This is a genomic window from uncultured Shewanella sp. (assembly GCF_947501225.1).
Taxonomy (GTDB): Bacteria; Pseudomonadota; Gammaproteobacteria; order Enterobacterales; family Shewanellaceae; genus Shewanella.
In genome coordinates, this window is the sequence record NZ_CANMUW010000001.1 from 218,719 (window position 1) to 243,370 (window position 24,652).

Sequence of the window (24,652 nt, forward strand, 5' to 3'; positions counted from 1 at the left end):
AAATGTAACAATACGGATTAGAAAATCTAATTCAAAGATGGGATCCTGATCACTATGTCCAGACGCTTACCGCCCCTAAATGCAGTGAAGGCATTTGAAGCTGCCGCAAGGCATCTCAGCTTTACTCGGGCAGCCGAAGAGCTCTTCGTAACTCAGGCTGCAGTGAGTCATCAAATTAAGGCTTTAGAAGAATATTTAGGCCTGAAACTATTCCGTCGAAAGAACCGTTCTTTGCTGTTGACGGAAGAGGGGCAAGGGTACTTTTTGGATATCAAAGATATCTTTACCCAGCTAGCGGATGCGACTGACAGATTGCTGGCCCGAAGTGCCATAGGCTCACTGACAGTAAGCACTTCACCGAGTTTTGCAATTCAATGGTTAGTGCCACGTTTGGCAAAATTCAGCGAGAATAACCCGGATATCGATGTGCGAATTAAGGCGGTTGATGATGAAGATAGTTCACTGTCAGACGATGTCGATGTCGCCATCTATTATGGTCAGGGAAACTGGCCGGGGTTAAGAGCCGATAAACTGAAAAATGAGGTACTAATCCCTGTTTGTTCACCCATGTTACTCAATGGACCCAAGCCACTCGAAAAGCCCGGTGATCTTAAAAATCATACCCTTTTACACGATATGACACGTCATGATTGGCAAGCCTGGTTTAGGCAATGTGGGATTAATGATATTAATGTGAACCAGGGGCCCATATTTAGTCACTCGTCGTTAGTTCTGCAGGCGGCGGCACATGGACAGGGGGTGGCCCTGGGCTATAGCGTGCTCGCAAGGCCCGATATTAAGGCGGGCAGACTGGTTTGCCCCTTCCCGGAGGTGTTGGTGAGTAAGAATGCTTACTACTTAGTTTGCCAACAAAATCATGCGGATATAGGTAAAGTTGCTGCGTTTCGGGAGTGGATGTTAGATATGTTCGAAGAGGAGTCTCGCAGTGAGTTACTTCCTGGTTAAAGCGCCTCTCGAAGCCCGGGATCTGCTTCAGAGTGAGTGTATTGTCGACGGTGATATGAGTGGCACCGTTATCATATTTACTCACGGAGCCGGGGCAAATATGCATTCTGACTTTATGAATGAGATGGCTGAAGGCTTGACGGCTGCCGGTTTTGGTGTGATCCGTTTCAACTTTCCCTATATGCGCGCCAACGGGATTGACGGTAAACGTCGTCCTCCGGATCGTGCGCCTAAGCTGGTTAAAGACTTCAACTTGCATATCGAGGCGATTAGGGCAGAGTTCGCCCCTGAGCGAATCATTCTTATGGGTAAGTCCATGGGAGGGCGTATGGCCGCGATAGTTGCCGGGGACACCCAAGTCGATGGCGTTATCTGTCTCGGATACCCCTTTATTCCGCTCAAGGGGGGCGAGCCAAGGCTCGAGCCCATAGAGAAGAGTAAGGCGCCTGTCTGCGTGATTCAGGGTGAGAGGGATAAATTCGGCGCTAAGGGAGTGGTCGATACCTGGCCGGTGATGAACAAGGTAAGCCTGCATTGGTTAACTGATGGCGATCATAGTTTTGCACCAAGGAAGTCGTCAGGTACCACCCAAGAGGCTAATCTAGCAGCAGCGATATCATATAGTACTGATTTTATTCGGGGGTTAGATGCGTAAAGGATTTCTACTGTTAGCGGCACTGAGTGGTTTTATGGCGGTTGCCTTAGGGGCATTCGGCGCTCACGGATTAAAAAATGTAACTTCTGCCGAGATGATAGCCATCTTCAACTTAGGCGTCGAGTATCAGTTTTATCATACTTTTGCCTTGATTGTGGTCGCCTTCTCCGGGCATTGGTTAACATCCAGACTGATCGACTGGGCGGGTTATCTGTTTATCGCCGGGATAGGTTTATTCTCGGGATCTCTCTATCTCTATGCTCTGTTAGGCACAAAGTGGACCGGGCCTGTCACGCCTATAGGCGGCGTATGCTTCTTGGTTGGCTGGTTATTGATAGCCCTGGCCGTGTGGCGCAACCGTGTCGTCGAGCTGGATGATTAAACTAAACAGATTTGTAAACTCAGAATCGTTAATTATCGCCGCGGCAATGGCCGTATCTAAGCTTATGCGGTGGTGGAAGTGGGCGATTAAAGCTATCGGATATCTGAACTGACCGGTTTAGATAACAGCATATACAGTGTAGAATGGCGGCCATTATATAGATTGTCGCCATTTTTTATTGGCTGCTTCCAGGAATTCCAATGATTAACCTATTTTTGTTTTGCCGTGCAGGCTATGAGAAAGAGTGTGCTGCCGAGATCCAACATCGTGCGGCAGAGCTTGATATCGGTGGTTTTGTTAAAACCAATAAAAACGATGCTTACGTGATTTTTCAGTGCTTTCAACCCGGCGATGCCGCCGTATTAGCACAAAAGCTCAAGTTAGACTCGTTGATCTTTGCCAGACAGATGTTTGCGGCTAAGGCGCTGCTGAAAGATCTGCCGCAAGATGATCGCATCACGCCAATCGTCGAAGCACTGAGTGAAGTCAGTAAAGCCGGTGAGCTCAGAGTTGAGACGCCGGACACCAATGAAGCTAAAGAGTTGTCGAATTTCTGCCGCAAGTTCACTGTTCCGCTGAGACAGAGATTGAAAAAAGCCGGCTGCCTGCTTGAAAAAGAGAACCCTAAGCGTCCTATCATCCATGTCTGCTTCGTCGCTCCGGGCATGGCTTATGTTGGCTACTCGCTGAGCAATAACAGTTCGCCCAACTTCATGGGGATCCCCAGACTGAAAATGGCCGCAGATGCGCCGAGCCGTTCGACGTTGAAGCTGGATGAAGCCTTTATCCACTTTATTCCCAAAGAAGCACAGGAAGAGCGATTGAGAAGCGGTATGAATGCTGTCGATCTAGGTGCCTGTCCCGGTGGCTGGACATATCAACTGGTTCGTCGTGGCATGTTTGTCGCATCAGTGGATAACGGCCCTATGGCCGAGTCCTTGATGGAAACCGGACAGGTTAAGCACTATCAAGCCGATGGTTTCCGTTTCGAACCGCCGCGTAAGAACATCTACTGGCTGGTATGCGACATGATTGAGAAGCCCTCGCGTGTGGCGGAACTGATCGAGGCCTGGGCTATCAATCGTTGGTTTAAGGAGGCGATATTTAACCTTAAACTGCCGATGAAGAGTCGTTATGTTGAGGTGTCTCAGATTTTAGAGACGATGGCGACTATCCTAAAAGAGAACGGTATAGAAGACTTTCAGATCCAGTGTAAGCATCTTTATCACGACCGTGATGAGGTGACTGTGCATCTATGGCTTAATCCTACCCAACCTTGGTAGTTTTATAAGGTCCTAGGACCTAGATCCTAGGATCTAGGCTCTAGGAACAGCTCTTACAGTCTATCAATCACAGCTTGTGTGAAGTCTGTCGTGCCATGGGTACCACCCAGGTCACGTGTCGTACGGTCTCCTTCGGCAATAACAGAGGTAACGGCGGCGCGTATGCTCTGCGCCTTATCTGACATGCCAAGGTATTCAAGCATCTGGATCGAAGCCAGAATCACCGATGTTGGGTTTGCCAGGTTTTTACCGGCAATATCGGGTGCACTACCGTGGACGGCTTCAAAAATTGCCGCGTCTTTACCTATGTTGGCACCCGGAGCCATACCCAGACCACCGACCAGACCGGCACAGAGATCTGAAAGTATGTCACCAAACAAGTTTGTCGTTACCATAACGTCAAAGTTTTCGGGGTTCATAACCAGCTTCATGCATGTCGCATCGACAATCATCTCTTCGGTGATGATATCCGGATAACGTTGGCTGACTTCACGGGCAACCTTCAGGAACAGACCCGAAGTCGACTTCATGATGTTAGCCTTATGAACGATAGTCACCTTCTTGCGCTTCTCTTTACGGGCAAGTTCATAGGCGAAGGTGGTGATCTGCTCAGCGCCCTGGCGAGTGATGATACTTGTTGCTTCGGCCGTCGCGCCATCTTCCGACAGTGTCTGACCCAGACCCGAATACATACCTTCCGTGTTTTCACGGACGGTGATGATATCTATGTTGTCGTAGCGAGCCTGAGTGCCCTTGAAAGAGAGAACAGGGCGAACGTTTGCGTATAGGCTGAACTTCTTACGCAGAGAAACGTTGATTGAGGTAAAACCTTCACCGACAGGCGTAGTCAGAGGGCCTTTCAGGGTGATACGGTTTTTCTCGATCATATCCAGCGTACGCTGAGGTAAAAGCTCTCCCTGTTTTTCCAGAGCGGCTAAACCTGCATCGGCAAATTCATATTCAAAATCGCAACCGGCTTTATCAAGAATTTTAATGGCTGCATCAATAATGCTTGGTCCAATCCCATCACCAGGGATCACGGTTATAGTTCTTTTTGACATGGAGAATCCTTCCACGGTTTGTCGTTACTGCTATGTCGGCCCATGTCTATAGACACGGTAAAATGACTTGGAATTCGTTTTTATTGTTCACAGCTTTATTTTAAACACTTTTAAACTGTTTTCACAGAAAATAGTGAGCAATCTCACATTTTTTTATATAGTGGAACTTGCAATAAACAAGGCTTATGACGATGATTGATCGTTAAAGGTTAAAAAAGTCTACTTTAGTCTAATGAGGGCTAGGGTCGACATTAACAAAATAAGAAAAATGAGGAAGACCTTGAAGTCACTACCCATAGCATCTTTTATTCTTGCATCGGCGAGCCTGATCACCGCCGGCGCCTACGCTCAAGTCCCTAATCATGCGGATTCCATTGCTCCTGACGACATCATGCATTTCGAGTCGTTGAAAAAACCTGTGGTCTCTGATTCCGGTACCATGCTGGCCGTTGAGGTGGCACCGGATCGGGGAGATAGTCATGGGTTGGTTAAAAGCCTGACATCGTCTAAAAAGTTTACTCTTGATGGCGCTTCTGAGCCGAAAGTGAGCCGAGACGGTCGTTTTGTTGCCTTTGTTGTTAAGAGTTCGTTACTCGATTTAGAGATGGCCTCAGAAAAAGAGAGGAAAAAAATCAAATCGGGCATGGTGTTACTCGATACCCAATCCGGAGAAGAGACCCGCTTCGAAAGAGTTAAATCTTTTGAGTTCAATGAATCCGGAACACATTTAGCCATCTGGTATGAAGCGCAGGAGAAAGAGGGCGACGGTAAGAAAGCCGATAAGAAAAACGATGACAAGAAGAGTGAGCAGGAAAAGGTCGACAAATTCGATAAAGGCACCGAGTTTCAGCTTATCTCTCTGAAGAATGGCAATAAACAAAGCATAAAACATGTTACCCGTTTCTACTTCGATAAAGTGGGTAAGCATCTGGTGCTGGCCAGTAACGATGTGAACGCGAAGATGCATCAGCTGGTATTGATAAGACTCAATAACGACAAAAAAGAGATAGTACATCAGTACAGTGATCAGCAGATCGGTGAGGTTGCGCTCAGTGAAAACGGTCAATATATCGCCTTTACCCATGGGGCTGCCGCGAGCGCGCCCTATGGACGTGAATATAAGTTGTCTCTGCTTGAGATAGCAAGTGGTGCTGTCAAGGCTGTCCCCGCCGATGAGAAATGGAAACTTAACCGTTACACGAAACTCAGGTTCTCACAGGACAGTGAGCGGCTCTTTTTCGGACGCGTTCCTCAGGTGAGCCAACAGCTTGAGATTAAGAAGGTTGAAAAGCAAGCCGACCTTTTCGATGAGAAGGTGGTTACAGGTCAACGTGAGCTACGCATCTGGCACGGGGATGACGCACGTATAAAGCCTAACGAGGTCAAGCAGTACAAGAAAGAGTTGAAACGGACCTACCTGGCCGTACTGCATCTGCAGGGGAACCACCTTGTTCAGTTAGCCGATGAAGCTGTGCCGGATGTCGAGGCGCAGGAACAGACGCGATTCGTTATCGCCAGTTCAGATATACCCTATCGTAAGATGATCACCTGGGCCGGTTTCTACCGGGATTACTATCTGATCGATCTCAATACCGGTCGTAAAATTCCATTTTTGACCCAGCAACCAAGCAATCAAGAACCGACACTCTCTCCAATGGAGCGATTTGTTGCTTACTATCAGCAGGGGCAGGTATATCTTTATCAGATATCTCAGGATAGAAGACACAACCTGACTAAAGATCTCAAGGTCTCTTTTGCCGATGAAGATCATGACTACCCCTCTAATGCACCCGGGTATGGTTTCGGCCCCTGGCTTGAAAATGATGCCGGCCTGTTGGTGTATGACAAATATGATATCTGGCAGATGAATACAGGTTCACTGGAGTCCTTTAAGCTAACGGCCGGTAAGGGGCGTAAGCAGGGGATCCAATACCGTGTGACCGGCCTGGTGGCTGATGAGAGTAAGCCCGACGTCTTCGCTATCGACCAACAGATACTGCTTCACGGCTACAACGAGCGGACCAAAGGCGATGGTTATTATCAGGCTAAGATAGGTGTCTCGGGAGTAACGACCTTGATGGAGGGGGACTATAAGATAAAGCCTCTCGCCCGAAGTAAAAACTCCAATACTATCGTGTTTTCGAAAGAGCGCTTCGATCTGTTTCCCGACCTCTATACCGCAGAGTATCTATCACCACAGACTGCGGTTCGTCAAACCGACTTAGATGCCCAGAAGCGGAAGTTTAACTGGAGCAAGTCAGAGCTGGTTCACTGGACAAATGGTGATGGGAAGCCGTTAGATGGTGTATTGATCAAGCCGACCAACTACGAGGAGGGGAAACGTTACCCGGTTCTGGTCTATTTCTACCGCTTCATGAGTGATCGTCTGCATGCGTTTCCACAGATGAAGCTCAACCACAGACCGAACTTTGCCTGGTACGCCGACAAGGGTTACGCCATCTTCCTGCCGGATATTCGTTTCGAGGTAGGCTATCCGGGAGCATCATCGGTTCAGGCGCTGACCTCCGGTGTGCAGAAGCTGATTGAGATGGGGATCGCAGACCCCGATGCCGTCGGGATCCAGGGCCACTCATGGGGCGGATATCAGACAGCCTTCGCCGTCACTCAGACCCATATCTTTAAGGCCGCGGTAACCGGCGCTCCGGTCTCCAATATGACCAGTGCCTACAGTGGGATCCGTCACGGTAGTGGTTTGGCACGTCAATTCCAGTACGAAACCGGACAGAGCCGAATCGGTGAGAGCCTGTTCAGGGCGCCGCAGAAGTATGTTGAGAACTCCCCCATCTTCTATGCCGAGCGAATCAAGACGCCTATGATGATAATGTTTGGCGACAAAGATGATGCGGTGCCCTGGGAGCAGGGGATCGAGCTCTACCTTGCCATGCGTCGTGCGGGCAAAGATGTGGTCTTCCTCCAATATCAGGATGAACCACATCACCTGAAGAAGTATCCGAATAAACTCGACTACAGTATTCGCATGATGGAGTATTTCGATCACTACCTGAAGGGCAAACCGGCACCGAAGTGGTTAACTCAGGGTGAGGCATATACCGAGTATAAGAAGGCCGACTGATCCGTTTAAGACTCTTTAATTGGTGGAAAACAGAAACCGGGTTTATGACTCGGTTTTTTTATGGATAAGGATTGTTTTATGGTAAATGTTGGCACTAGTATACCCAGTAGATAGGGCGGCTAAGAAGCAATGGCTAGCCTGGGTGTGGCTAAAACCTGAGTGATGCCTGTTTGATTAATATCATGGAGTGGATTATGGAGATGGAGAGCGTTATGGAGAAAGATGTCAGAGGGGCCGGAGTAAAAATTCCCCCGCCGCTCATTTATATCTTGTTTATGTTACTGGCCCACGTCAATGAACTGCTGCTGCCCATAGGCATCACCTTTGCACCTGTGATCACCTATACGGGACTGGCTCTGGTGATCACAGGTCTTATCGTGCTGCTCTCTTTGCTGTTACAGTTTAAGCGGCAAAAGACGGCAATAGAGCCCTGGCAGCCGACCTCATCGATTATTAAGACCGGGCTTTATAAATACTCCAGGAACCCTGTCTATTTGGCGCTGTGTACCATTCCTGTCGGCTTAGGTCTCTACTTTAGCCATATCTGGCTGATCACCAGCGTGATCCCATCTTGTGTCTGTGTCTATTATGTCGCCATCAGGCCCGAAGAGGCCTATTTAAGGCGGAAATTCGGTGACGAATATATTCGCTACCAAAAACAGGTTCGCAGGTGGTTTTAGTCTATGCAAAGGATCCCGAAAATTAACACAGGTAGGACCATGCTGACTATCTTGCAGCATTATGACTATCAGCTGTTAATCGATTACTACCATAACAACAGGGCTCACCTGGCCCCGTGGGAGCCCGAAAGGGAGCCTGATTATTTTTGTAAATATCGGGTCAGAAGGCGGCTAATGGAGAGCAATGAGCTGTTTTCGGTGGGGGCTGCGGTGCACTTCGTCGCTTTTACTGTCGATGAGCAAGCCCGAGACGTTAAAGCCAAAGACGTTAAAACCAGAGATGACAATGATGTGAACTACAACGAGATCATCGGGGTTTGCAATTTTACCAATATTATCAGAGGCTCCTTTCAAGCCTGTAGCTTAGGCTACTCCATCGCCGAGGCACATCAGGGCAAAGGCTTGATGAAAGAGATCCTTACCGCGGGGATCGATTACATGTTTACCGAGCAAAATCTGCATCGGATCATGGCTAACTATATCCCTTCTAACACACGAAGCGGAGCGCTGCTCTCATCGCTGGGGTTTGAGCAGGAGGGGGTGGCTAAATCTTATCTTAAGATAGCCGGGAGGTGGCAGGATCACTGCCTGACATCGAAGATTAACTCTGAGTACTTAGATAAAGGGCTCTGACTCAGGGTGCTGATTAGCTGGAAAATCTGCTTACTTGTCGGATAACAAGTTTAAAGTATCTTCTTAGATTGGCTTCATTAAACTTGTTTAGTCTTGGGTTTACTCGTGGAGAACCATAGCCCTGCTTGTGCCAATTGCTTGCAGCAGGTGCCATATATGGATATATCAATGTCGTGATCACATGGATGTGAATGAACGACCTTATGTGCAGATGCTTCTGCGAGGCGCCGTGAACACTTCCATGTGGGCTCTGCCAAAACATCCATGTTTTGGAAGCTCGCAGCTGCATCTACACTTGAGTGTTTATCTCTTCGATTTAACGTCTTCTGTTGTAACTTATTTTTGAACACAAATGTGTTAGCAATTTTTTTAACTTAGGAAAAACGAATTATCTCAGGTATGACAAAGCCTTTTCATACCAGCATAGACAGTTCACATATGGCTATTAAGTTTCAAGCAAAGTGAGGTTTACCAGTGAGTGGATTGTTGTTTAGATTAATCCTCATATTGTCCCATTGCCTTATATGTAATTTTACCATTTTTTAATTTCCTGCTTTTAAAGCATATTAAAGAGTTATCACTAACTTTAAATGGTAAATCCAGCTTAAGTTCATTAATCATCTCTTTACACTCACTTGAACTAGGTGGATACGGAATTATGAACTCTGGTTGAATAAACACCGGAGCTTTCAGATACACACCGAAAAAGCCGTTTTCACCTTTAAGAAAATACTCAAACACTTGCGAATAATCATTTAAAACTTTGTCAGGTACCATCTTCCATCTAAAGTTTAGCGGCAAGTAAACTCCTAACCTTATGTTGTTCGGATTATCAAATTTTGCTATTTTTCGCTTAACTAATTCTGGTAAACCAAGGCCATCTCTAGTTGTGTTCCAATATGGGTCAACTATTGCAGAATTCGAGAGGCAATACTCGGTATGCTTGTCTAAAAAATTTTGAGTCATCTCCCAACCTTTTTCTAAATCTCGTTTTTTTACCGAGTTTCCAAAAGCGGAGCTTTTTGGTCTGCAATAACGTACAAATTCAATATCCATATACTTAATCCTTTTAAAGCCAAACGCTTCTCATTTTAGTGCTAACTATCTCTAATTCCCTAATTTGGTATGATCAAAGCTTTCTAGGCACCTTTGAACATTATGAAAAATAGTTCAAGTGCATAGTAAAGGAAACTCATCTTGGAGCATTTCCTCGTTAACAACTTAACTAAGAGAACCTCAATCGAAGAGAGAAAATAACCAGGTGTGGATGCGTATGAGGGTATCGAAAACAGGGATGTTTTCGTTAAGCGGCCAGGGATGGCTTCACAGCGGCCCGAAGAAGTATCTACACTTTAGGCGAGCCGCAGGCTATGGGTAACCTTGAAGTTAAAACCTTCAAATAAATTGCCAATAGCAATTCAGCCAGAAGCTAAATCAGAAATGTAATCAGCCTTCATTTGAAGGCTGGCAAACTATCAGATGTCGCTATCGCTACTGGCGGTACTGCTACTGTTGCGACTCAGATACTCCTGGTAGGAGGCATCGCCCCAGGCAATGAGCTTTTGATCCCTGAATAGCAGCGGTGTGCACTCGTCTCTGGTGGTTTCACCGTCAGACTTCTTATGGTGGGTGCGATAGAAGAGGACCTGTAGGGTAGACTCGTCGACGATCTTTGCTTCTGAAAAATCCGCCTTTCCCAGCAGCGACTTGATATGAGTGATCGACTGGCCTATCGATATCTCGGTTAACTTACCATTGATATAAGCCTGTCGGTCTTCCCAGTCCATCTCATCAGGAGTCGGTTCATAGACGAGCACGACGACGGCAACAAAGACGAGGTAAGCTGCAAAAATTGAACCGACAATAACGGGCAGTTTAGATTTCATTGGTGCGACTTTCCTTGGTGTTAACGCAAATAATTTAGATTTCAAAGCTAGGGTGAATAATATAATTCAGCGTGCTGTAATAAGATACCCTCTTAGTTGTTGTTGGTAAATCACAATAGAGTAACTTTATGTTTACATTCTTTTGCTGTCTGCACCAGTTTCCGGATTCGGCAGCCTGAACTGGCTAAGATTGATATTCAACGGCATGTCGGTTTTAAGTTGCACGAGTTTATAACTCATTCTTGCCATCTGTTTGCCGGCCTCGAGCTTTTTAGCCTGTTTAGCGCCGACCTTATCCAGTGAGGCGTAAATATTGGCTAAGGAGCGAAAAGTTCTCAGCAGCTCGACGGCAGATTTCGGCCCGATCCCAGGTACGCCGGGGATCTTGTTGCCGCTATCGCCTGCCAGAGCAAGGTAGTCGATAAATTGCGAATGTTCGACACCCAGCTTCTTCTCACGCTCCCGGATTGTCAGGTAATCCTGGCTGAAGTGATCCCACTGCCGGATATTGGGGTTACCAAGCTGGGTAAAGCCTTTATCGGTGGAGACTATGATGGCTCTGCCACCACTGTCGGCTAATTTGCTCGCCAAAGTTGCGATAACATCATCGGCCTCAGATGCGGCATCTATCGAGTTGATATTGAGACCGGCGAGGTAAGATTTTAATGAAGGAAGGGCCTGTGACAGGGCCTGCGGCATTGGCTTACGGCCTTTCTTATAGTCCTCAAAAAGCTGTTTTCTCCAGGACACTTCATCACCATCCCAGACGATCGCCACATGACTTGGCTGGTGATAGTTAATCAGTTTATTACAGGCCGAACCCAGCCGAATGTCGAGCCCGTTGACATCGTTTTCATTGGGTTGGGCTGCATGCATTCGGCGAACCAGGTTCATACCATCAATTATTAGAAATCTGTTCATTTATCTCTATTTTTTGAGTATGGCCGAAAGAAAGGTAGTCCGTCAGCCGCTGATAACAGGCTATCGGCCGGATATTGCCGATAGCCGAAAGCCATTAGGTGTTTACCTTATAGCAGGGAATGTATTCTCTCCCCGGTAATTTCATTCTCTGCTGTTTCACGAATGCGCTTAACAGCTTATCCAGTAGCGCCATCAGGTCCGGGTCCCCCTTGAGCTGGAACGGTCCCTCTTTTGCTACGCTGCTGATGGTGTCCATTTTCACGTTACCGGCAACGATGCCTGAAAAAGCTCTGCGCAGGTTCGCCGCGAGTTCGGCCTTATTGGGCTGGTAGTGCAGATTCAGATTGCCCATCATCTCATGAGTCGGGATAAATGGCAGTTGGAACTCAGGTTCGATCTTGAGTGACCAGTTATATTGATAGGAGTCACCTGAGCTTTTGCGGTGATCCTTGATCACGTCCATACCATGGCTCATGATCCTCGCGACCCGTACCGGATCATCTATCACTATTTCATATTTTGACTGAGCCTCTTCACCTAAGGTTGCGCCAATAAACTCATCGATCTTGAGGAAGTATTCGGCGCTCTCCTTAGGCCCGGTTAATATCAGCGGGAAGGGCATCTGTTCGTTCTCTTTATTAAGCAATATGCCTAACAGGTAGAGTAACTCCTCTGCCGTGCCGGCACCGCCGGGGAAGATCACTACGCCATGTCCGAGGCGGACGAAGGCCTCCAGTCGTTTCTCGATATCGGGCAGAATAACCAGCTCGTTTACTATGGGGTTTGGCGGCTCGGCGGCAATGATGCTGGGCTCGGTCAGTCCGATATAGCGGGCCTGGCTGATGCGTTGCTTGGAGTGACCTATGGTCGCGCCTTTCATTGGCCCCTCCATGGCACCGGGCCCGCAGCCGGTACAGATATTCATCTCTCTCAGACCAAGCTCATAGCCGACTTCACGGGTATATTGGTATTCGTCGGCATTGATACTGTGTCCTCCCCAGCAGACCACCACGTTGGGATCTTCGAAGGGGATGACCCGCCCGTTTCGCAGTATGTCGAAAACGACATTGGTAACATGGCTGGAGTTAGTCAGATTGATATGTCTGAGGTTTTCGTATTTATCACTGAGGTAGACAATATCTCTCAGTACGGCAAACAGGTGCTCCTGGATCCCGGCAATGATCTTGCCGTCGACAAAGGCTTCTTCCGGTGGGTTTACCAGCTCAATCTTGATGCCGCGTTCCCGGCGAAGGACATTAATGTTGTAGTTACTGAACTGTTTGAAAAGATCTTCGGCATTATCGCCCTTAATCCCTGATGCGAGTACGGCGAGGGAGCAGTTACGAAAAAGCTGGTAGAGTTCGCTTTTGGCACTCTGTTTTACGCGGTCGACTTCGAGTTGAGAAAGCTGATCCATGCTTCCTCTCGGGCTGACTTTTACTATCATAGTAACTCCTTAGCTGTGACTGGAGTTCATGGATGTGTTGTAAGAGCACCTTAAAACCAAATAGGTGACAAGCCCGGTTCTTCATGTAGGAGCTGGCTGAATCAGATAGGCTTACACGTCGATGATAACTCTGTCTCTGCTTTCATGTTTGGCTCGATAGAGTGCCGCATCGGCTCTTTCAAAGGTTTCATTGATGAGCTCATTTTCCAAAATTTGTGCGGCACCTATAGATACTGTAACTGTAATCCGCTGATTTTTAAACTTAAAGGGGATACTTTTTACTTTTTCCCTTACTCTGTTTAAAAGATGTTCAATATCTTCGGCATTCACATCGGGGATGATAAGAACAAACTCTTCACCACCATAACGTGCGACAAACTCGGTATCTCGAAGGGAGTTTTTTAAAGCCATAGCAATGACTTGCAGGGTTTTATCCCCGGTGCTATGGCCAAAGTTATCATTAATTGTCTTAAAGTGATCGATATCGGCGACGGCCACCCAAAGGGGCAGCTTCTGGCGCTGAAAGTTACGGAACTCCTGCTCCATTCGCTCTTCGAGGGCGGCGCGGTTAGGGAGCTGAGTCAGGGTGTCAAGCAGGTTGAGCTTTTGTTGCTCGAACAGGCGCTCTTTATAGGTGTTGGCTTCTTTGCTGAGATCATTAAGCTCTTTGCGCATCGTCTCCATCGACTTACGCAGCAGAGTCTGTTCACGATCTTCCAGTGCATCTTTACGCCCGAGGGCGGTGCGTATCGAGGCCAGCTGTTCTGTGACCTGAGACTTGAGGCTTTGAATATCATCGATATCTATGATGGCTTCACCGACATCGTCCACTCTTGAGCTGATCTCGCGGTTAAGTTGCTTTTTAAGCTGAAAACTACGTTGGGTATTGTTATATGAGTCGGTTACCACCTCTCTTACAGCCGACAGTGAATCGTTGAGGGCAAACAGAAACTCCTGAGAAGCGGATTTCTCACGTGCGATATTGTCGAGCAGCAAGCTGAGAATACGCTGATAGGAGTCGATCAAGCTATCGACTTCGATATCGTTAGCCAGTGTCTCTTTAATCACCAGCACCTGATCTCGCTGATCCTTTCTGAACTCAACCTCCGATATCATATTGGCCAGCTCGTGGGCCAGCTGCCGGTGCTTGGGCTGCACCACCAGTTTTTCACCCTGAGCCAGCTGCTCTTCCAGAATCGTTTCGTAAAAGCCGACAAGTTGTTCGACCTTGGGAATATAGTCCCAAAACGTATGGAAAGGCTTGGTGAGATCTTTCTTATAGTAGTTGATCTCTTTTTTTACTTTATCCGGAACAGATTCAACACGTTGGATCTGTCTGATGACTCTGGACAGACTGGCTCTGCTGTCTTCGAGTTGAACCATGACGTGGTTATATTGATGCTTTAGGAGTTGTTCTACTTCGACGAGTTCCGGGAGAGACTCTTCGACATTATCTGAAGTGGTCAGCTGGTGTCTCAGTTTAGCCAGCTTATTATCTAACTCCAGGTTTTGTCCTTTACAGGCGAGGCTTAAGTGACCGATGAATTGGAGCAGTGTTTGTAACTTTTCATTGTTATCTTCCGTCACCTCTTCAAGGGCAACTTTTGCAGAATGAAGTTTTTGTTTTAACAAACTGAGTTGAGAAATGCTCGCCATCGAATCCTTCATTGATAATCACGTCCTACTTGGTCCTGACAAAAGAGAGCGGTACTTATATACAAACTCAAACAAGTATCATTAATGGTATAGCAATCCTTTTGGAGTGCAAATTTGATTTACCATATAGAGACATATATTAAGCATTTTAATTAAATAACTGGTGCCGGTTTGGAATTTTCATCATTTTCCCAGACCGGCCAACTAATTTTTTGCTTATTGCCGTTGGTTTCAACCTTTAGCAGCCCCCTGGCGACCCCTTTTCCTAAGTGCAGGTAGAGCGGGGTTGAGAAGATGGCCGACGGGGCAAAATCGAGTGCCTTGATGGTAACAAAGTAATCGCTCCCGGCTCCCAAACTTTGTGCGGCTGCCAGGGTCATCTGAGCGGCGCCGAAATGGAGTTCGGGAGTCAGTTTTATCTGGGGATCACTGAGCAGGGGGAGTGGAAGGAATCCCATATGAATACAGCCCTTACCCTGAACAGTATCTATGGCCGAACGGCATCTGCTCAACAACTCTGCGGCCGATACGGATTCTCTGATCGAGAGAACAAAGAGTCCCGGTCTCACCAGATAAGCCTGACCCGAAAAGCAGCCGGAGAGCGCGTTCAACTGCTCAGCGACAATGCCGCTGTTGTAATCGATACCTTGAGTGATGTCGTTATTTAATTGATCCGTCAAAGAGAGCAGGGCGATGGACTCAGGTTTAGCCAGCTGCTTATCGTCGAGCGTCTCGATAAAGCCTCTGTATCCGGGCAGGCTGCTAACGGGATCTTGGGTATTGGTTTCATTCACCCGGGCCAGCTCCGCCGTTAATTTTTCTCTGATGCGCCACTGTCCGAAAGAGAAGAGCGATATTAAAAAAGTGACGATCAGCGCCGTGATCAGGGAGATTCGGGTGCGCTCGAATTGAGCCGAACTCTGAGCCTGCTCCGTTTTTAATTGATTGAGTTTCAGCTTTAGTTTCTGTTCCGTCAGAATTGAGGGGCTGTAACTGTTTTTGGGGGCCTCCTTCTCCTGTTTCACCTGAGAGAGGGCAATCAGTTTATCGACAAGGTTAAAAGCAGCGTCATACTGTTTCAATCCCCTCAGGGCCTTGGCCGAGTATTCGAGGGCCTCTATCTGCTCATCTAGCAGGGATAACTCTTCGGCTATCGAGAGCGCTATCGACGCGTGCTTATCGGCCAGCTGCCAATTACTATCACCAATGGCCACCTGAGCGATCAGCAGGTCGCTGTATACCTGATAGTGTTTACTCTTTCGTTCAATAAAGAGGGCGTTGGATTTTTTCAGAAACCCTAAGGCTGTGGCGCTATCACCATTATTGAAGTAAGCCTCGCCAAGGTTATGAAAGTTTAATGCCTGGGCGGTGATATTTTTATTTTTGACATCCAGCTGCTGAGCATTGAGGTAGTAGTCGATGGCTTGGTTCCAGTTGCCCTGATTGGCATGTACCATAGCCATGACGGTCATGCTGTTAGAGCGATAGCCATTCTTCTCCAGCTTTTCAAATCCTTGAGCGGCTTCGTGGGCATATTGAAGTGCTTCATCCCAAAATTCCAGATCTCGATACACGCGGGCAAGTTGAAGTTGCAGATCGGCCTTAAGGAAGGGCCTGTCGAGTCGGTTAGACAGTCGTAAGGCTTCGCTATAGTGCTGCAGGGCGTCGGAGAGTTGATTTCGTTTGCTGTAAAAATTTCCCAGGGAGGCCTCGGCCTGAGCGATAAAGTAGTTATCCCTGAGTTGATAGGCGACCTCCCGGTACTTGGTCAGATGTACCAGGGCCGGCTTATCTTGTCGTATGATCCTATGTAAATTTCCCAGATGATCGTAATCCAGCAGTTTCAGCAGTTGTGACTGAATATCCTGTTCGGCGATTATGGTATTGATGGATTGACTATAGAAGGGGATAGCCGTTTTGAAATCACGAGTGCTTCGGGCGATAAAGCGTCCCTTGAGCATCTCAAGGTAGCCTTTATCGTAGGTTGTGGTACCGATTATCTCCAGGAGTTCGATCAGGGACTCGGCTTTTGCGTATTTATGTGTCGCTTTGATACTGGTATCCAGGTACAGTCGCGCAAGTAACTGCACTTTCTGCTTTAATTCCTCGACGCTGTAGCCCTGCTCGCGTGATATCTGGCTGAACTCGGCACTGGTTTTGGCCTGTATGGGTAAGGAGACAGATGCAATAACCTCTTCATAGAGCTGAGTAGGCGCTTCTCTTAACTTGATCTCGATTGCCATATGCTCTTGAGCATAGGCCATAGCCGAGCAGAGAAGGAGGGTTATTGCGATAAAAATGGTGCGCATAGATAGAGTACCGATACCTTGCCCTCAATTGGGGACTTTGTGTATACCGACTGCAGTTAACTCATGGTTACCTTTACTGCTCAGGATAGCCGATGACTGCATTATTATAATAAAAACCAGCTAACCCCTTTCCGGGAACCTCTGTTCAACGGGGAAAAGCGAGCGGTCAATAAATTCAATGAGTAATAGTGTTTATAGTTCTACTTGTTCGAATTGCTCAGCAATCCTTGTGCTGTTGTTAAAGCTACAGTCGAATGTCGTAAAAACAGACACAATAATAACAGAAGCAAGCAAGAGTGAAACCTGTTGTCTCATCGATTTTAACTTTTAAGCCATTATTCTGCAGACAGTTCAAGCAGTGTTGAACTGACTGGAATAATTGAGCGATTCGCGACATAACAGCTTTGAAGTGGACTCAGCAATGATTGGGGCGATAGTCTGGCGCCGAGTGAAGCCTGTGGCGTGATCCTAAGCTGTTATTTTGAACCTTGGTCAGGGGGGCTCAGCCAGGCTGGGAAGAGTTAATAAAAAAGGCGCCACAGGCGCCTTTTAAAACTGATGGACAAAAGGGTTAAATTGAATCCTCAACACCACCCAGTACTTCGACTAGAGAGTTCATCAGGGCGATTAGCTCGCTGCCCATCAGCGCAAAGTCGGCATCCAGTCGTGCCATAGGATCTTCTGTACCAACTTCATCGTTACCCGCTCTGAACTCCTCTGAGAATTTCAGACGTTTGATGCCGGCGTCTGACTGCAGAAGGAAAGCGATAGATTGGCCGAAGTGCAGTGCAAGTTTATGAACCTGCTTACCCACTTCAAGGTGGGCGAGCACCTCATCTTCGGTAAGATCTTGCTGCTTAAAGCGAACGATGCCGCCCTCATCCGAGTCAGTTTTGAGCTCGGCTTCATCTTGCATGATGAAGGGAGCCGGAGTCGAGTTGCTTTTCAACCACTCGGTTAACTGAGTCTCTATTGGCGTCTTAAAGCTCAACGGAACGATAGGCAGAGAGCCCAGCGCCTTGCGCAGCAGAGCCAGCAGCTCTTCAGATTTAGCCGCACTCGAACTATCGACCAATATCATCTCAATTTCAGGAATGATCAGAGCCCGGATCTGGCTGCGTCGTGTGAAGGCGCGAGGTAGCAGAGTCATGACGATCTCCTCCTTCATCGCGTCTTTCTCTTTCTTAGCCAGCTTGCGGTCTTCTTCGGCCTCAATTTGAGATATTTTTTCTTCCAAGGCTTCTTTTATCACCTGTGAAGGAAGGATTTTTTCCTCTTTCGTCGCGCAAATCAGGTGCCTTTCGCTGGCACTGTGTACCAGAGTCTGGCCTTGCTTTCCAAGTGCATTGGAGAAACCGAATTTGCTGATATCCTGGCTTGAGCATGGGGAGAATGTGAAGTCTTCCAATGACTTTTCAAGAGCTTCTGTATCAACAGAGAAAGGTTTATTAAAACGGTAAACAGTCAGATTTTTAAACCACATAATAAGCGCTCAATCATAAATAAAGGCGCAGTGTAAGCCATTGTCCAGCTCTGGTAAACCGCAAAAACATTTATCGAGATGAGTGGGTCAAACATAATTCATGAAACTGTCATATTCTGCTCGGCTACGCTGTAACCCTTGGTAACTATGACTTTTAACGCTGACAGACCAGGCTTATTTACGTTTAGTGATGAGCTTGAGTTGAATTGAAATAAAACTGAAACAGAAACGTTGCAAACTCTCGTTCGTCCAAACCAATAACCAAGACGAACTGATACGTCGAAAGGATTATATGATGAACGTTTTCTGTAAAACTCTACTGGCATCTGCGCTTGTTACTGCAACTCTGGCTTCAGCGCACGCTGCAGAGCCGCTCACCGTTTACGGTAAGCTGAATGTCACTGCTCAGTCTAATGATGTCGATGGTGATGCAACAACAACCATTCAGAGCAACGCCTCTCGTTTCGGTGTTAAGGGCGGATTTGAGCTCAGTAGCTCTCTGGAAGCTTTCTATACCATAGAGTATGAGGTCGATACCGGTGATGATACCAAAGAGAACTTCAAGGCTCGTAATCAATTTGTCGGTCTTAAGGGCAGTTTCGGAGCCGTGTCAGTCGGTCGTAACGACACTATGCTGAAAAAGTCACAGGGTAAAGTCGATCAATTCAATGACCTTTCTGCTGATTTGAAGAACTTGTTTAAGGGCGAGAACCGCCTTGCGCAGACCGCCACCTATATCACGCCGTCAATGAGTGGTTTTAAGCTGGGTGTTACCTATGCTGCCGAAGGCGATAGCGATCAGCAAGGTCAGGATGGTTTCAGTGTTGCTGCCATGTATGGTGATGCTAAGCTGAAGAAGTCTGCGCTCTACGCGGCCATCGCCTATGATTCAGATGTTAAGGGCTATGAGGTTGTACGTGCAACGGTTCAGGGAAAGCTTGCCGGTCTGAAGATTGGCGGCATGTATCAGCAGCAGGAGAAGACCTTCGATGGCGGGCAGTCAGTGTCTAATGACAGCGACACAGGTTACCTGTTGAGTGCCGCCTATAAAATCGATGCCGTGGTTTTGAAGGCCCAGTATCAGGATATGGAAAACAAAGGTGACTCATGGTCTGTTGGAGGTGATTACAAGTTAGGTAAGCCTACCAAATTGTTTGCCTTCTACTCGAACCGTGCCTTTGAGGGCGATGAAAACGATGATAAATTCTTCGGCCTGGGTCTGGAACATAAGTTCTGATTGCTCCCCCCAGAGATGAAATCAGGAGGCTTAGGCCTCCTTTTTTAGTTTCTCTCTCCGGTCTACCGCTTTCTACCCATTGGGATGACTGACCTGAACAGTTTTTATGCAAAAGCGGTAGTTGTTCATATATGACAATGTGAGGGTTTTATGACAAGTCGGGCCTCTTTATGACAATATAAAGATTGTCGATCATAATTTTGTAATATTACTGACCAATAATAGACGCGTGAACATTCATCGGATAGAAGATCGCATATGACTGCTAGGATATTAATTGTTGAAGATGAGTTAGCTATCAGAGAGATGCTAACCTTTGTGCTGGAACAGCACGGTTTTACCACTACGGCTGCGGAAGATTTTGAGTCAGCTCTGGACATGTTATCTGAACCATACCCGGATCTGATCCTGCTGGATTGGATGTTCCCCGGTGGTAGCGGTATTCAATTGGCAAAGCGCCTGCGTCAGGATGAGTTTACCAGGAAGATCCCGATAATTATGTTAACCGCCAGGGGCGAGGAGGAGGATAAAGTCAGGGGGCTTGAGGTCGGCGCCGATGATTATATGACTAAACCTTTCTCACCTAAAGAGCTGGTCGCCAGGATAAAGGCCGTGATGCGTCGCAGTTCGCCAACCAGCCTGGAGGAGCCTATCGATGTTCAGGGATTGATGCTGGACCCTACCAGCCATCGCGTGATGGTCGATGAACAGGTACTGGATATGGGGCCGACCGAGTTCAGATTACTGCACTTCTTTATGACCCATCCGGAGCGTGTTTATAGCCGGGAGCAGTTACTCGATAACGTATGGGGCACCAACGTCTATGTCGAGGACAGAACGGTTGATGTACACATAAGACGGCTTCGCAAGGCCGTAGAACCTTCGGGCCACGACCGCTTGATTCAGACCGTCCGTGGTGCTGGATATCGTTTCTCTACGCGCCTCTAGTTTTATGCTTGCCGGCATGACGTTAAATGAAGTTAAGTTGGGCACCAGAGGTGATTTAAGTTATCTTGTGTCCAGCTTCTATTTATGGCCCCACAATACATATGTTTGATTCATATTCTGGTTACCGGCTACTTTCCCGCTTAATAACCTATCTGTTGTTATGTTTTATTCTGGGCCTCATTGTCGGTCAGGTGGTTTGGGTACTCCTAATCGGTGCAATCGCACTGCTTTTTTGGCATTACCGTCAACTCTCCCGGCTCAATTTCTGGTTGTGGCGTGACAGGCGCTTAACACCTCCCAACGGCCGTGGTAGCTGGGAAGGGGTATTTAATGGTATCTATCGGCTTCAGGGAAAGAACAGGAAGCGGGTGTCTCAACTCGCCTTCCTGCTAGGTCGCTTCAGGCAGGGAGCCGAGGCCTTGCCTGATGCTGCTGTGGTGCTGGATTCTGAACATAATATTATCTGGTGTAATAAACTCGCTCAGTTGCTGCTCGGGTTTGTTTGGCCGCTGGACAGTGGACAGCGAATAGATAATTTGTTGCGTCATCCCGATTTTTCCAATTACCTCAGGCTTGGCGAGTATCAGGAGCCGCTGGAGCTCGCCTCTCCCCATGCTGATGGGCGTATTCTTGAGGTGAGGGTGATGGGGTATGGCTCTGGCCAGTACCTGTTGATTGCCAGAGATATCACCAGAGTAAGACAGCTGGAGGGGATGCGAAAAGATTTTGTTGCCAACGTCTCCCATGAACTCAAGACCCCTCTGACCGTGCTGCAAGGGTACCTTGAGATGATGCAGGCGATGGCAGAGCCTGGGTCACCCAATGTTAAAGCCGTGGCGCAGATGCAGCAGCAGACCAACAGGATGCGTTCTATGGTTGAGCAGTTATTGGTACTCTCCAGGATCGAGGATTCGGCAGAGATAAACCTCGAGGTGACGGTAAATATGTCGCACCTGATGGAGGTGTTGAAGGAGGAGGCTCATGCGCTCGCTCAGGACGAATATGGCTTGAGCTTCTATTGCGAACCCGATCTCCACCTCTATGGAAATGAACTTGAGTTACGTAGTGCCTGCTCTAATCTGATCTCTAATGCGATTCGATACACAGAGCCAGGAGGGAAGATAGATGTTAGTTGGAGAAGGGTGGCGACAGGAGGACTCTTCAGCGTCACCGATAGCGGTGATGGTATCGCACCACAGCATATTGGCCGCCTGACTGAGCGTTTCTACCGTGTCGATAGTGCACGAACCCGTCAAAAAGGGGGGACAGGATTGGGGCTTGCCATTACCAAGCATGCCCTCAGTCACCACCAGAGCGAGCTGCTGATCAGTAGTGAATTGGGCAAGGGGAGTACATTTAGTTTTCTTATCCCTGTTAATCTAATCGTAAGTCAGAGCAATACAGAGATTGCAGAGGATTAACCCGAGCTGTTAGCTTCTATCCAAAAGAGAAGAGGGCCGTTCAGGTATCGGTTCACATTTCGTTATTGAGCTTAACGAGAAACATACCGAGACTGAAAAACAGGCCTGAAGGCCTGTTTTTCAGTTTTCAGTATATCTACTTACTTTGGTAATAAAAAACTGCATAAACCTCTAATAAGTTGGTCCTTGTCATCTAAGTGTCATATCCGGGTAATAGACTTGTCATCATTGAAACTGATACTGGCTGCAACTTAACTCGCTAGCCAACAGCTAGCAAGTCGACACTTAGTAAGTCAACATCTAGCAAGTTCGCTTAATACTGGAGCAAAGAATGAAACTGAAACAGCTTGTCAGCGCGGTAAGTTTTACAGCCGCTAGTGTATTCTCTGCAGCATCTATCGCTGCAATCGATCAGTCGCTACCTGTTTACGAAAAAACAAGTGGTGTATCGGGTAACCTATCATCGGTTGGCTCAGATACTCTGGCAAATATGATGACACTCTGGGCTGAAGAGTTTAAAGAGATGTACCCTAATGTGAACATTCAGATTCAGGCGGCCGGTTCCTCTACTGCGCCACCGGCTTTGACAGAAGGCACTTCTCAGTTCGGTCCTATGAGCCGTAAGATGAAGCCAAATGAAGTTGAGGCGTTCGAGAAGCATTATGGTTATCAACCAACGGCCATTCGTGTTGCTATCGATGCCCTTGCCGTATTTGTTCATAAAGACAACCCTATCAAGGGACTTAGCATCGAGCAGATCGACGGTATCTTCTCTGCGACCCACAAGTGTGGTGGCAACGATGTGAAGCGCTGGGGTGACCTTGGACTCGAGGGGGGCTGGTCTGCAAGAGATGTGCAGCTATATGGCCGCAACTCTGTTTCCGGAACCTATGGCTACTTTAAGAAGAAGGGGCTTTGTAAAGGTGATTTCAAGGCCAATGTTAACGAGCAGCCGGGATCTGCCTCTGTTGTGCAGTCGGTCTCTCAATCGCTTAATGCCATCGGCTACTCCGGCATCGGCTACAAGACTGCGGGCGTTAAAGCTGTCGCCATCTCCAAGAAAGGCACTAAGTATATCGAAGCGACGGCTGCTAATGCGGCAAGTGGCTCCTACCCACTGTCCCGCTACCTCTATGTTTATGTAAATAAACATCCAAACAAAGATCTGTCGCCGATGGACCGTGAGTTTCTGAAGTTTGCGTTGTCGAAGCAAGGTCAGCAAATTGTTGAGAAAGATGGCTATGTTCCAGTGCCCCTCAGTGTAACGGCTAAAGATCTAGCGAAAGCGGGTATCCGTCTTTAACCGCTAAACAATAAGTTCTACCCCCGCACAATCAAGTGCTTTAAGGCCTCATCGGAGGCCTTTTTTTGTACTTGAAAATCGGCTTTCGCCGTGAATACTTTCTCAACTCTCAACTCTCAACTCTCAACTCTCAACTCTCAACTCTCAACTCTCAATTCTCAACTCGTTATCTTTTTTACCTTTTAAATTTCAGGCAAAAAAAAAGCGACCTTAAAAAGGTCGCTGGATGTCCAATATTCGGAACAGCTTGAGTCGTTGCGCTAGAAACTACTCAAAAGTGGAGATGATGATGAACAATGAAAAAGCTGAAATCGATAACAGGCTAGTGCTAACAACATAAGCTATAAATCCGGTTCATATAGTCAGAGTGCTGTTATCCGGAAAAGTTCACCGCAGTGGTAAAAATAATTAAAAAAAACTAATAAAAATTCACAGCGGTATATGCCGGTGTCGCAATCCTGAGGTATGGGGTGCCTATGTACGTAAGGTAATGCTGTGAAAATAGGGCAAAAAAAAATGGCAACCTTATCGGGTTGCCATAACAAGTTCGGTAAACTTAAAGTGAAGAATCTGACTAAGCGCTAACAGTGCCTGAATCTTCAAACGATAACCTAAGCGGTTACCAAGAGAGATGATGATGAACAGTGAAAAAGCGGCAATCGATAATTTAACCAACTAACCATCGAAGCCATAAATTCGGTTCATATAGTCAGAGTGCAGTAATCTGATAAAGTTCACCGCAATAGTAAAAATTAGTTAAAAAAGACTAAAATAGTTCTAAATTGGAGATGGGTAGCGGGTATCACCGTCTGAAAGGCTGCTTGCCTGTGTAGTGATTAGGCGAACCATGATGGGGAAACCGATGGCAAAAAAAATGGCAACCCTTATCGGACTGCCATAACAAGTTCGGTAAACTTAAAGTGAAGAATCCGGCTGAGCGCTAGCAATGCCTGAACCTTCAAGCGATAACCTACAAGGTTATCAAGGGAGATGATGATGAACGGTGAAAAATGGACTGTCGATGAGCAATCTTTATCTGCCATCGAAGTCATAAATTCGGTTCATATAGTCAGAGTGCTTCAATCTGATAAAGTTCACCGTAATAGTTAAAATAGATAAAAAAATCTGATAAGAGTTTATTATTTAGCCATCTCAGGACTCGGCATCCCGGTTAAACCGATAATGAGGAGTGATCTGGTAAAGGGGTTATCAATCGTGTCGAGGGCGGGGTAAGCGGCTAAAAAAAATGGCACCCCTTATCGGGTTGCCATAAAAGTTCGATAAACT

General features: G+C 47.2%; 20 protein-coding genes. 11 read left to right on the top strand and 9 right to left on the bottom strand.

Going from position 1 to position 24,652, the window contains the following annotated elements; translation table 11 throughout:
* The first annotated feature begins 54 nt into the window (after positions 1–54).
* From Q1B47_RS00970 to rlmM, 4 genes are all read left to right on the top strand, one after another.
* Positions 55–966, top strand: a complete 912-nt coding sequence (locus tag Q1B47_RS00970) for a transcriptional regulator GcvA (RefSeq protein WP_299787208.1) — start codon at positions 55–57, stop codon at positions 964–966.
* Complete coding sequence (locus Q1B47_RS00975; RefSeq protein ID WP_299787211.1) at positions 947–1,621, top strand: alpha/beta fold hydrolase; 675 nt, start codon at positions 947–949, stop codon at positions 1,619–1,621. The genes Q1B47_RS00970 and Q1B47_RS00975 overlap by 20 nt, the downstream gene beginning before the upstream one ends.
* Positions 1,614–2,003, top strand: a complete 390-nt coding sequence (locus Q1B47_RS00980) for a DUF423 domain-containing protein (protein ID WP_299787214.1) — start codon at positions 1,614–1,616, stop codon at positions 2,001–2,003. Before Q1B47_RS00975 ends, Q1B47_RS00980 begins: the two co-directional genes overlap by 8 nt.
* A gap of 200 nt (positions 2,004–2,203) precedes the next feature.
* On the top strand, positions 2,204–3,286 hold the full coding sequence (rlmM, locus tag Q1B47_RS00985) for a 23S rRNA (cytidine(2498)-2'-O)-methyltransferase RlmM (protein WP_299787217.1): 1,083 nt from the start codon (positions 2,204–2,206) through the stop codon (positions 3,284–3,286).
* Positions 3,287–3,339: 53 nt separating this feature from the next.
* Here the strand turns inward: rlmM and Q1B47_RS00990 are convergent, their stop codons facing one another.
* Positions 3,340–4,347 carry an isocitrate dehydrogenase gene (locus Q1B47_RS00990; RefSeq protein ID WP_299787220.1) on the bottom strand — a complete coding sequence of 336 codons (1,008 nt, stop codon included), beginning with the start codon at positions 4,345–4,347 and terminating at the stop codon, positions 3,340–3,342.
* A gap of 280 nt (positions 4,348–4,627) precedes the next feature.
* Here Q1B47_RS00990 and Q1B47_RS00995 point away from each other — a divergent pair, with 280 nt between their 5' ends.
* From Q1B47_RS00995 to Q1B47_RS01005, 3 genes are all read left to right on the top strand, one after another.
* Positions 4,628–7,441, top strand: a complete 2,814-nt coding sequence (locus Q1B47_RS00995) for a prolyl oligopeptidase family serine peptidase (protein WP_299787223.1) — start codon at positions 4,628–4,630, stop codon at positions 7,439–7,441.
* A gap of 194 nt (positions 7,442–7,635) precedes the next feature.
* Positions 7,636–8,121: an isoprenylcysteine carboxylmethyltransferase family protein gene (locus Q1B47_RS01000; RefSeq protein WP_299787226.1), complete on the top strand. Its 486-nt coding sequence runs from the start codon at positions 7,636–7,638 to the stop codon at positions 8,119–8,121.
* 39 nt (positions 8,122–8,160) lie between these two features.
* The gene (locus Q1B47_RS01005; protein ID WP_299787229.1) at positions 8,161–8,754 is read left to right on the top strand and encodes a GNAT family N-acetyltransferase; all 594 of its coding nucleotides are present in this window, start codon (positions 8,161–8,163) and stop codon (positions 8,752–8,754) included.
* 495 nt (positions 8,755–9,249) lie between these two features.
* On the opposite strand, the gene Q1B47_RS01010 is transcribed toward Q1B47_RS01005, so the two are convergent.
* The 7 genes from Q1B47_RS01010 to rdgC form a co-directional block, all read right to left on the bottom strand.
* Positions 9,250–9,810 (bottom strand): hypothetical protein, encoded by a 561-nt coding sequence (locus Q1B47_RS01010; RefSeq protein WP_299787232.1) that lies wholly within the window; start codon positions 9,808–9,810, stop codon positions 9,250–9,252.
* Between the two features lie 419 nt (positions 9,811–10,229).
* Complete coding sequence (locus Q1B47_RS01015) at positions 10,230–10,640, bottom strand: DUF3192 domain-containing protein (protein ID WP_299787235.1); 411 nt, start codon at positions 10,638–10,640, stop codon at positions 10,230–10,232.
* A 132-nt stretch (positions 10,641–10,772) separates the two neighbouring features.
* Complete coding sequence (gene xni, locus Q1B47_RS01020) at positions 10,773–11,561, bottom strand: flap endonuclease Xni (RefSeq protein WP_299787238.1); 789 nt, start codon at positions 11,559–11,561, stop codon at positions 10,773–10,775.
* A 94-nt stretch (positions 11,562–11,655) separates the two neighbouring features.
* A complete protein-coding gene (gene ppnN, locus Q1B47_RS01025; protein WP_299787241.1) occupies positions 11,656–13,008 on the bottom strand; it encodes a nucleotide 5'-monophosphate nucleosidase PpnN in 1,353 nt (450 codons plus the stop codon).
* A gap of 111 nt (positions 13,009–13,119) precedes the next feature.
* The gene (locus tag Q1B47_RS01030; protein ID WP_299787244.1) at positions 13,120–14,676 is read right to left on the bottom strand and encodes a GGDEF domain-containing protein; all 1,557 of its coding nucleotides are present in this window, start codon (positions 14,674–14,676) and stop codon (positions 13,120–13,122) included.
* Positions 14,677–14,816: 140 nt separating this feature from the next.
* Complete coding sequence (locus Q1B47_RS01035) at positions 14,817–16,973, bottom strand: tetratricopeptide repeat protein (RefSeq protein ID WP_299787247.1); 2,157 nt, start codon at positions 16,971–16,973, stop codon at positions 14,817–14,819.
* A gap of 571 nt (positions 16,974–17,544) precedes the next feature.
* The gene (gene rdgC / locus Q1B47_RS01040) at positions 17,545–18,456 is read right to left on the bottom strand and encodes a recombination-associated protein RdgC (RefSeq protein WP_299787250.1); all 912 of its coding nucleotides are present in this window, start codon (positions 18,454–18,456) and stop codon (positions 17,545–17,547) included.
* A 292-nt stretch (positions 18,457–18,748) separates the two neighbouring features.
* Between rdgC and Q1B47_RS01045 the strand changes: the two genes are divergently transcribed.
* The 4 genes from Q1B47_RS01045 to Q1B47_RS01060 all read left to right on the top strand — a co-directional run bounded on the left by Q1B47_RS01045 (position 18,749) and on the right by Q1B47_RS01060 (position 23,365).
* Complete coding sequence (locus tag Q1B47_RS01045; protein ID WP_299787253.1) at positions 18,749–19,693, top strand: porin; 945 nt, start codon at positions 18,749–18,751, stop codon at positions 19,691–19,693.
* 258 nt (positions 19,694–19,951) lie between these two features.
* On the top strand, positions 19,952–20,641 hold the full coding sequence (phoB, locus tag Q1B47_RS01050) for a phosphate regulon transcriptional regulator PhoB (RefSeq protein WP_299787256.1): 690 nt from the start codon (positions 19,952–19,954) through the stop codon (positions 20,639–20,641).
* 101 nt (positions 20,642–20,742) lie between these two features.
* The gene (gene phoR, locus Q1B47_RS01055; protein WP_299787259.1) at positions 20,743–22,062 is read left to right on the top strand and encodes a phosphate regulon sensor histidine kinase PhoR; all 1,320 of its coding nucleotides are present in this window, start codon (positions 20,743–20,745) and stop codon (positions 22,060–22,062) included.
* A gap of 331 nt (positions 22,063–22,393) precedes the next feature.
* Positions 22,394–23,365 (top strand): phosphate ABC transporter substrate-binding protein PstS family protein, encoded by a 972-nt coding sequence (locus Q1B47_RS01060; RefSeq protein WP_299787262.1) that lies wholly within the window; start codon positions 22,394–22,396, stop codon positions 23,363–23,365.
* 525 nt (positions 23,366–23,890) lie between these two features.
* Here the strand turns inward: Q1B47_RS01060 and Q1B47_RS01065 are convergent.
* Positions 23,891–24,040, bottom strand: a complete 150-nt coding sequence (locus tag Q1B47_RS01065; RefSeq protein ID WP_299787265.1) for a hypothetical protein — start codon at positions 24,038–24,040, stop codon at positions 23,891–23,893.
* Positions 24,041–24,652 lie beyond the last annotated feature (612 nt).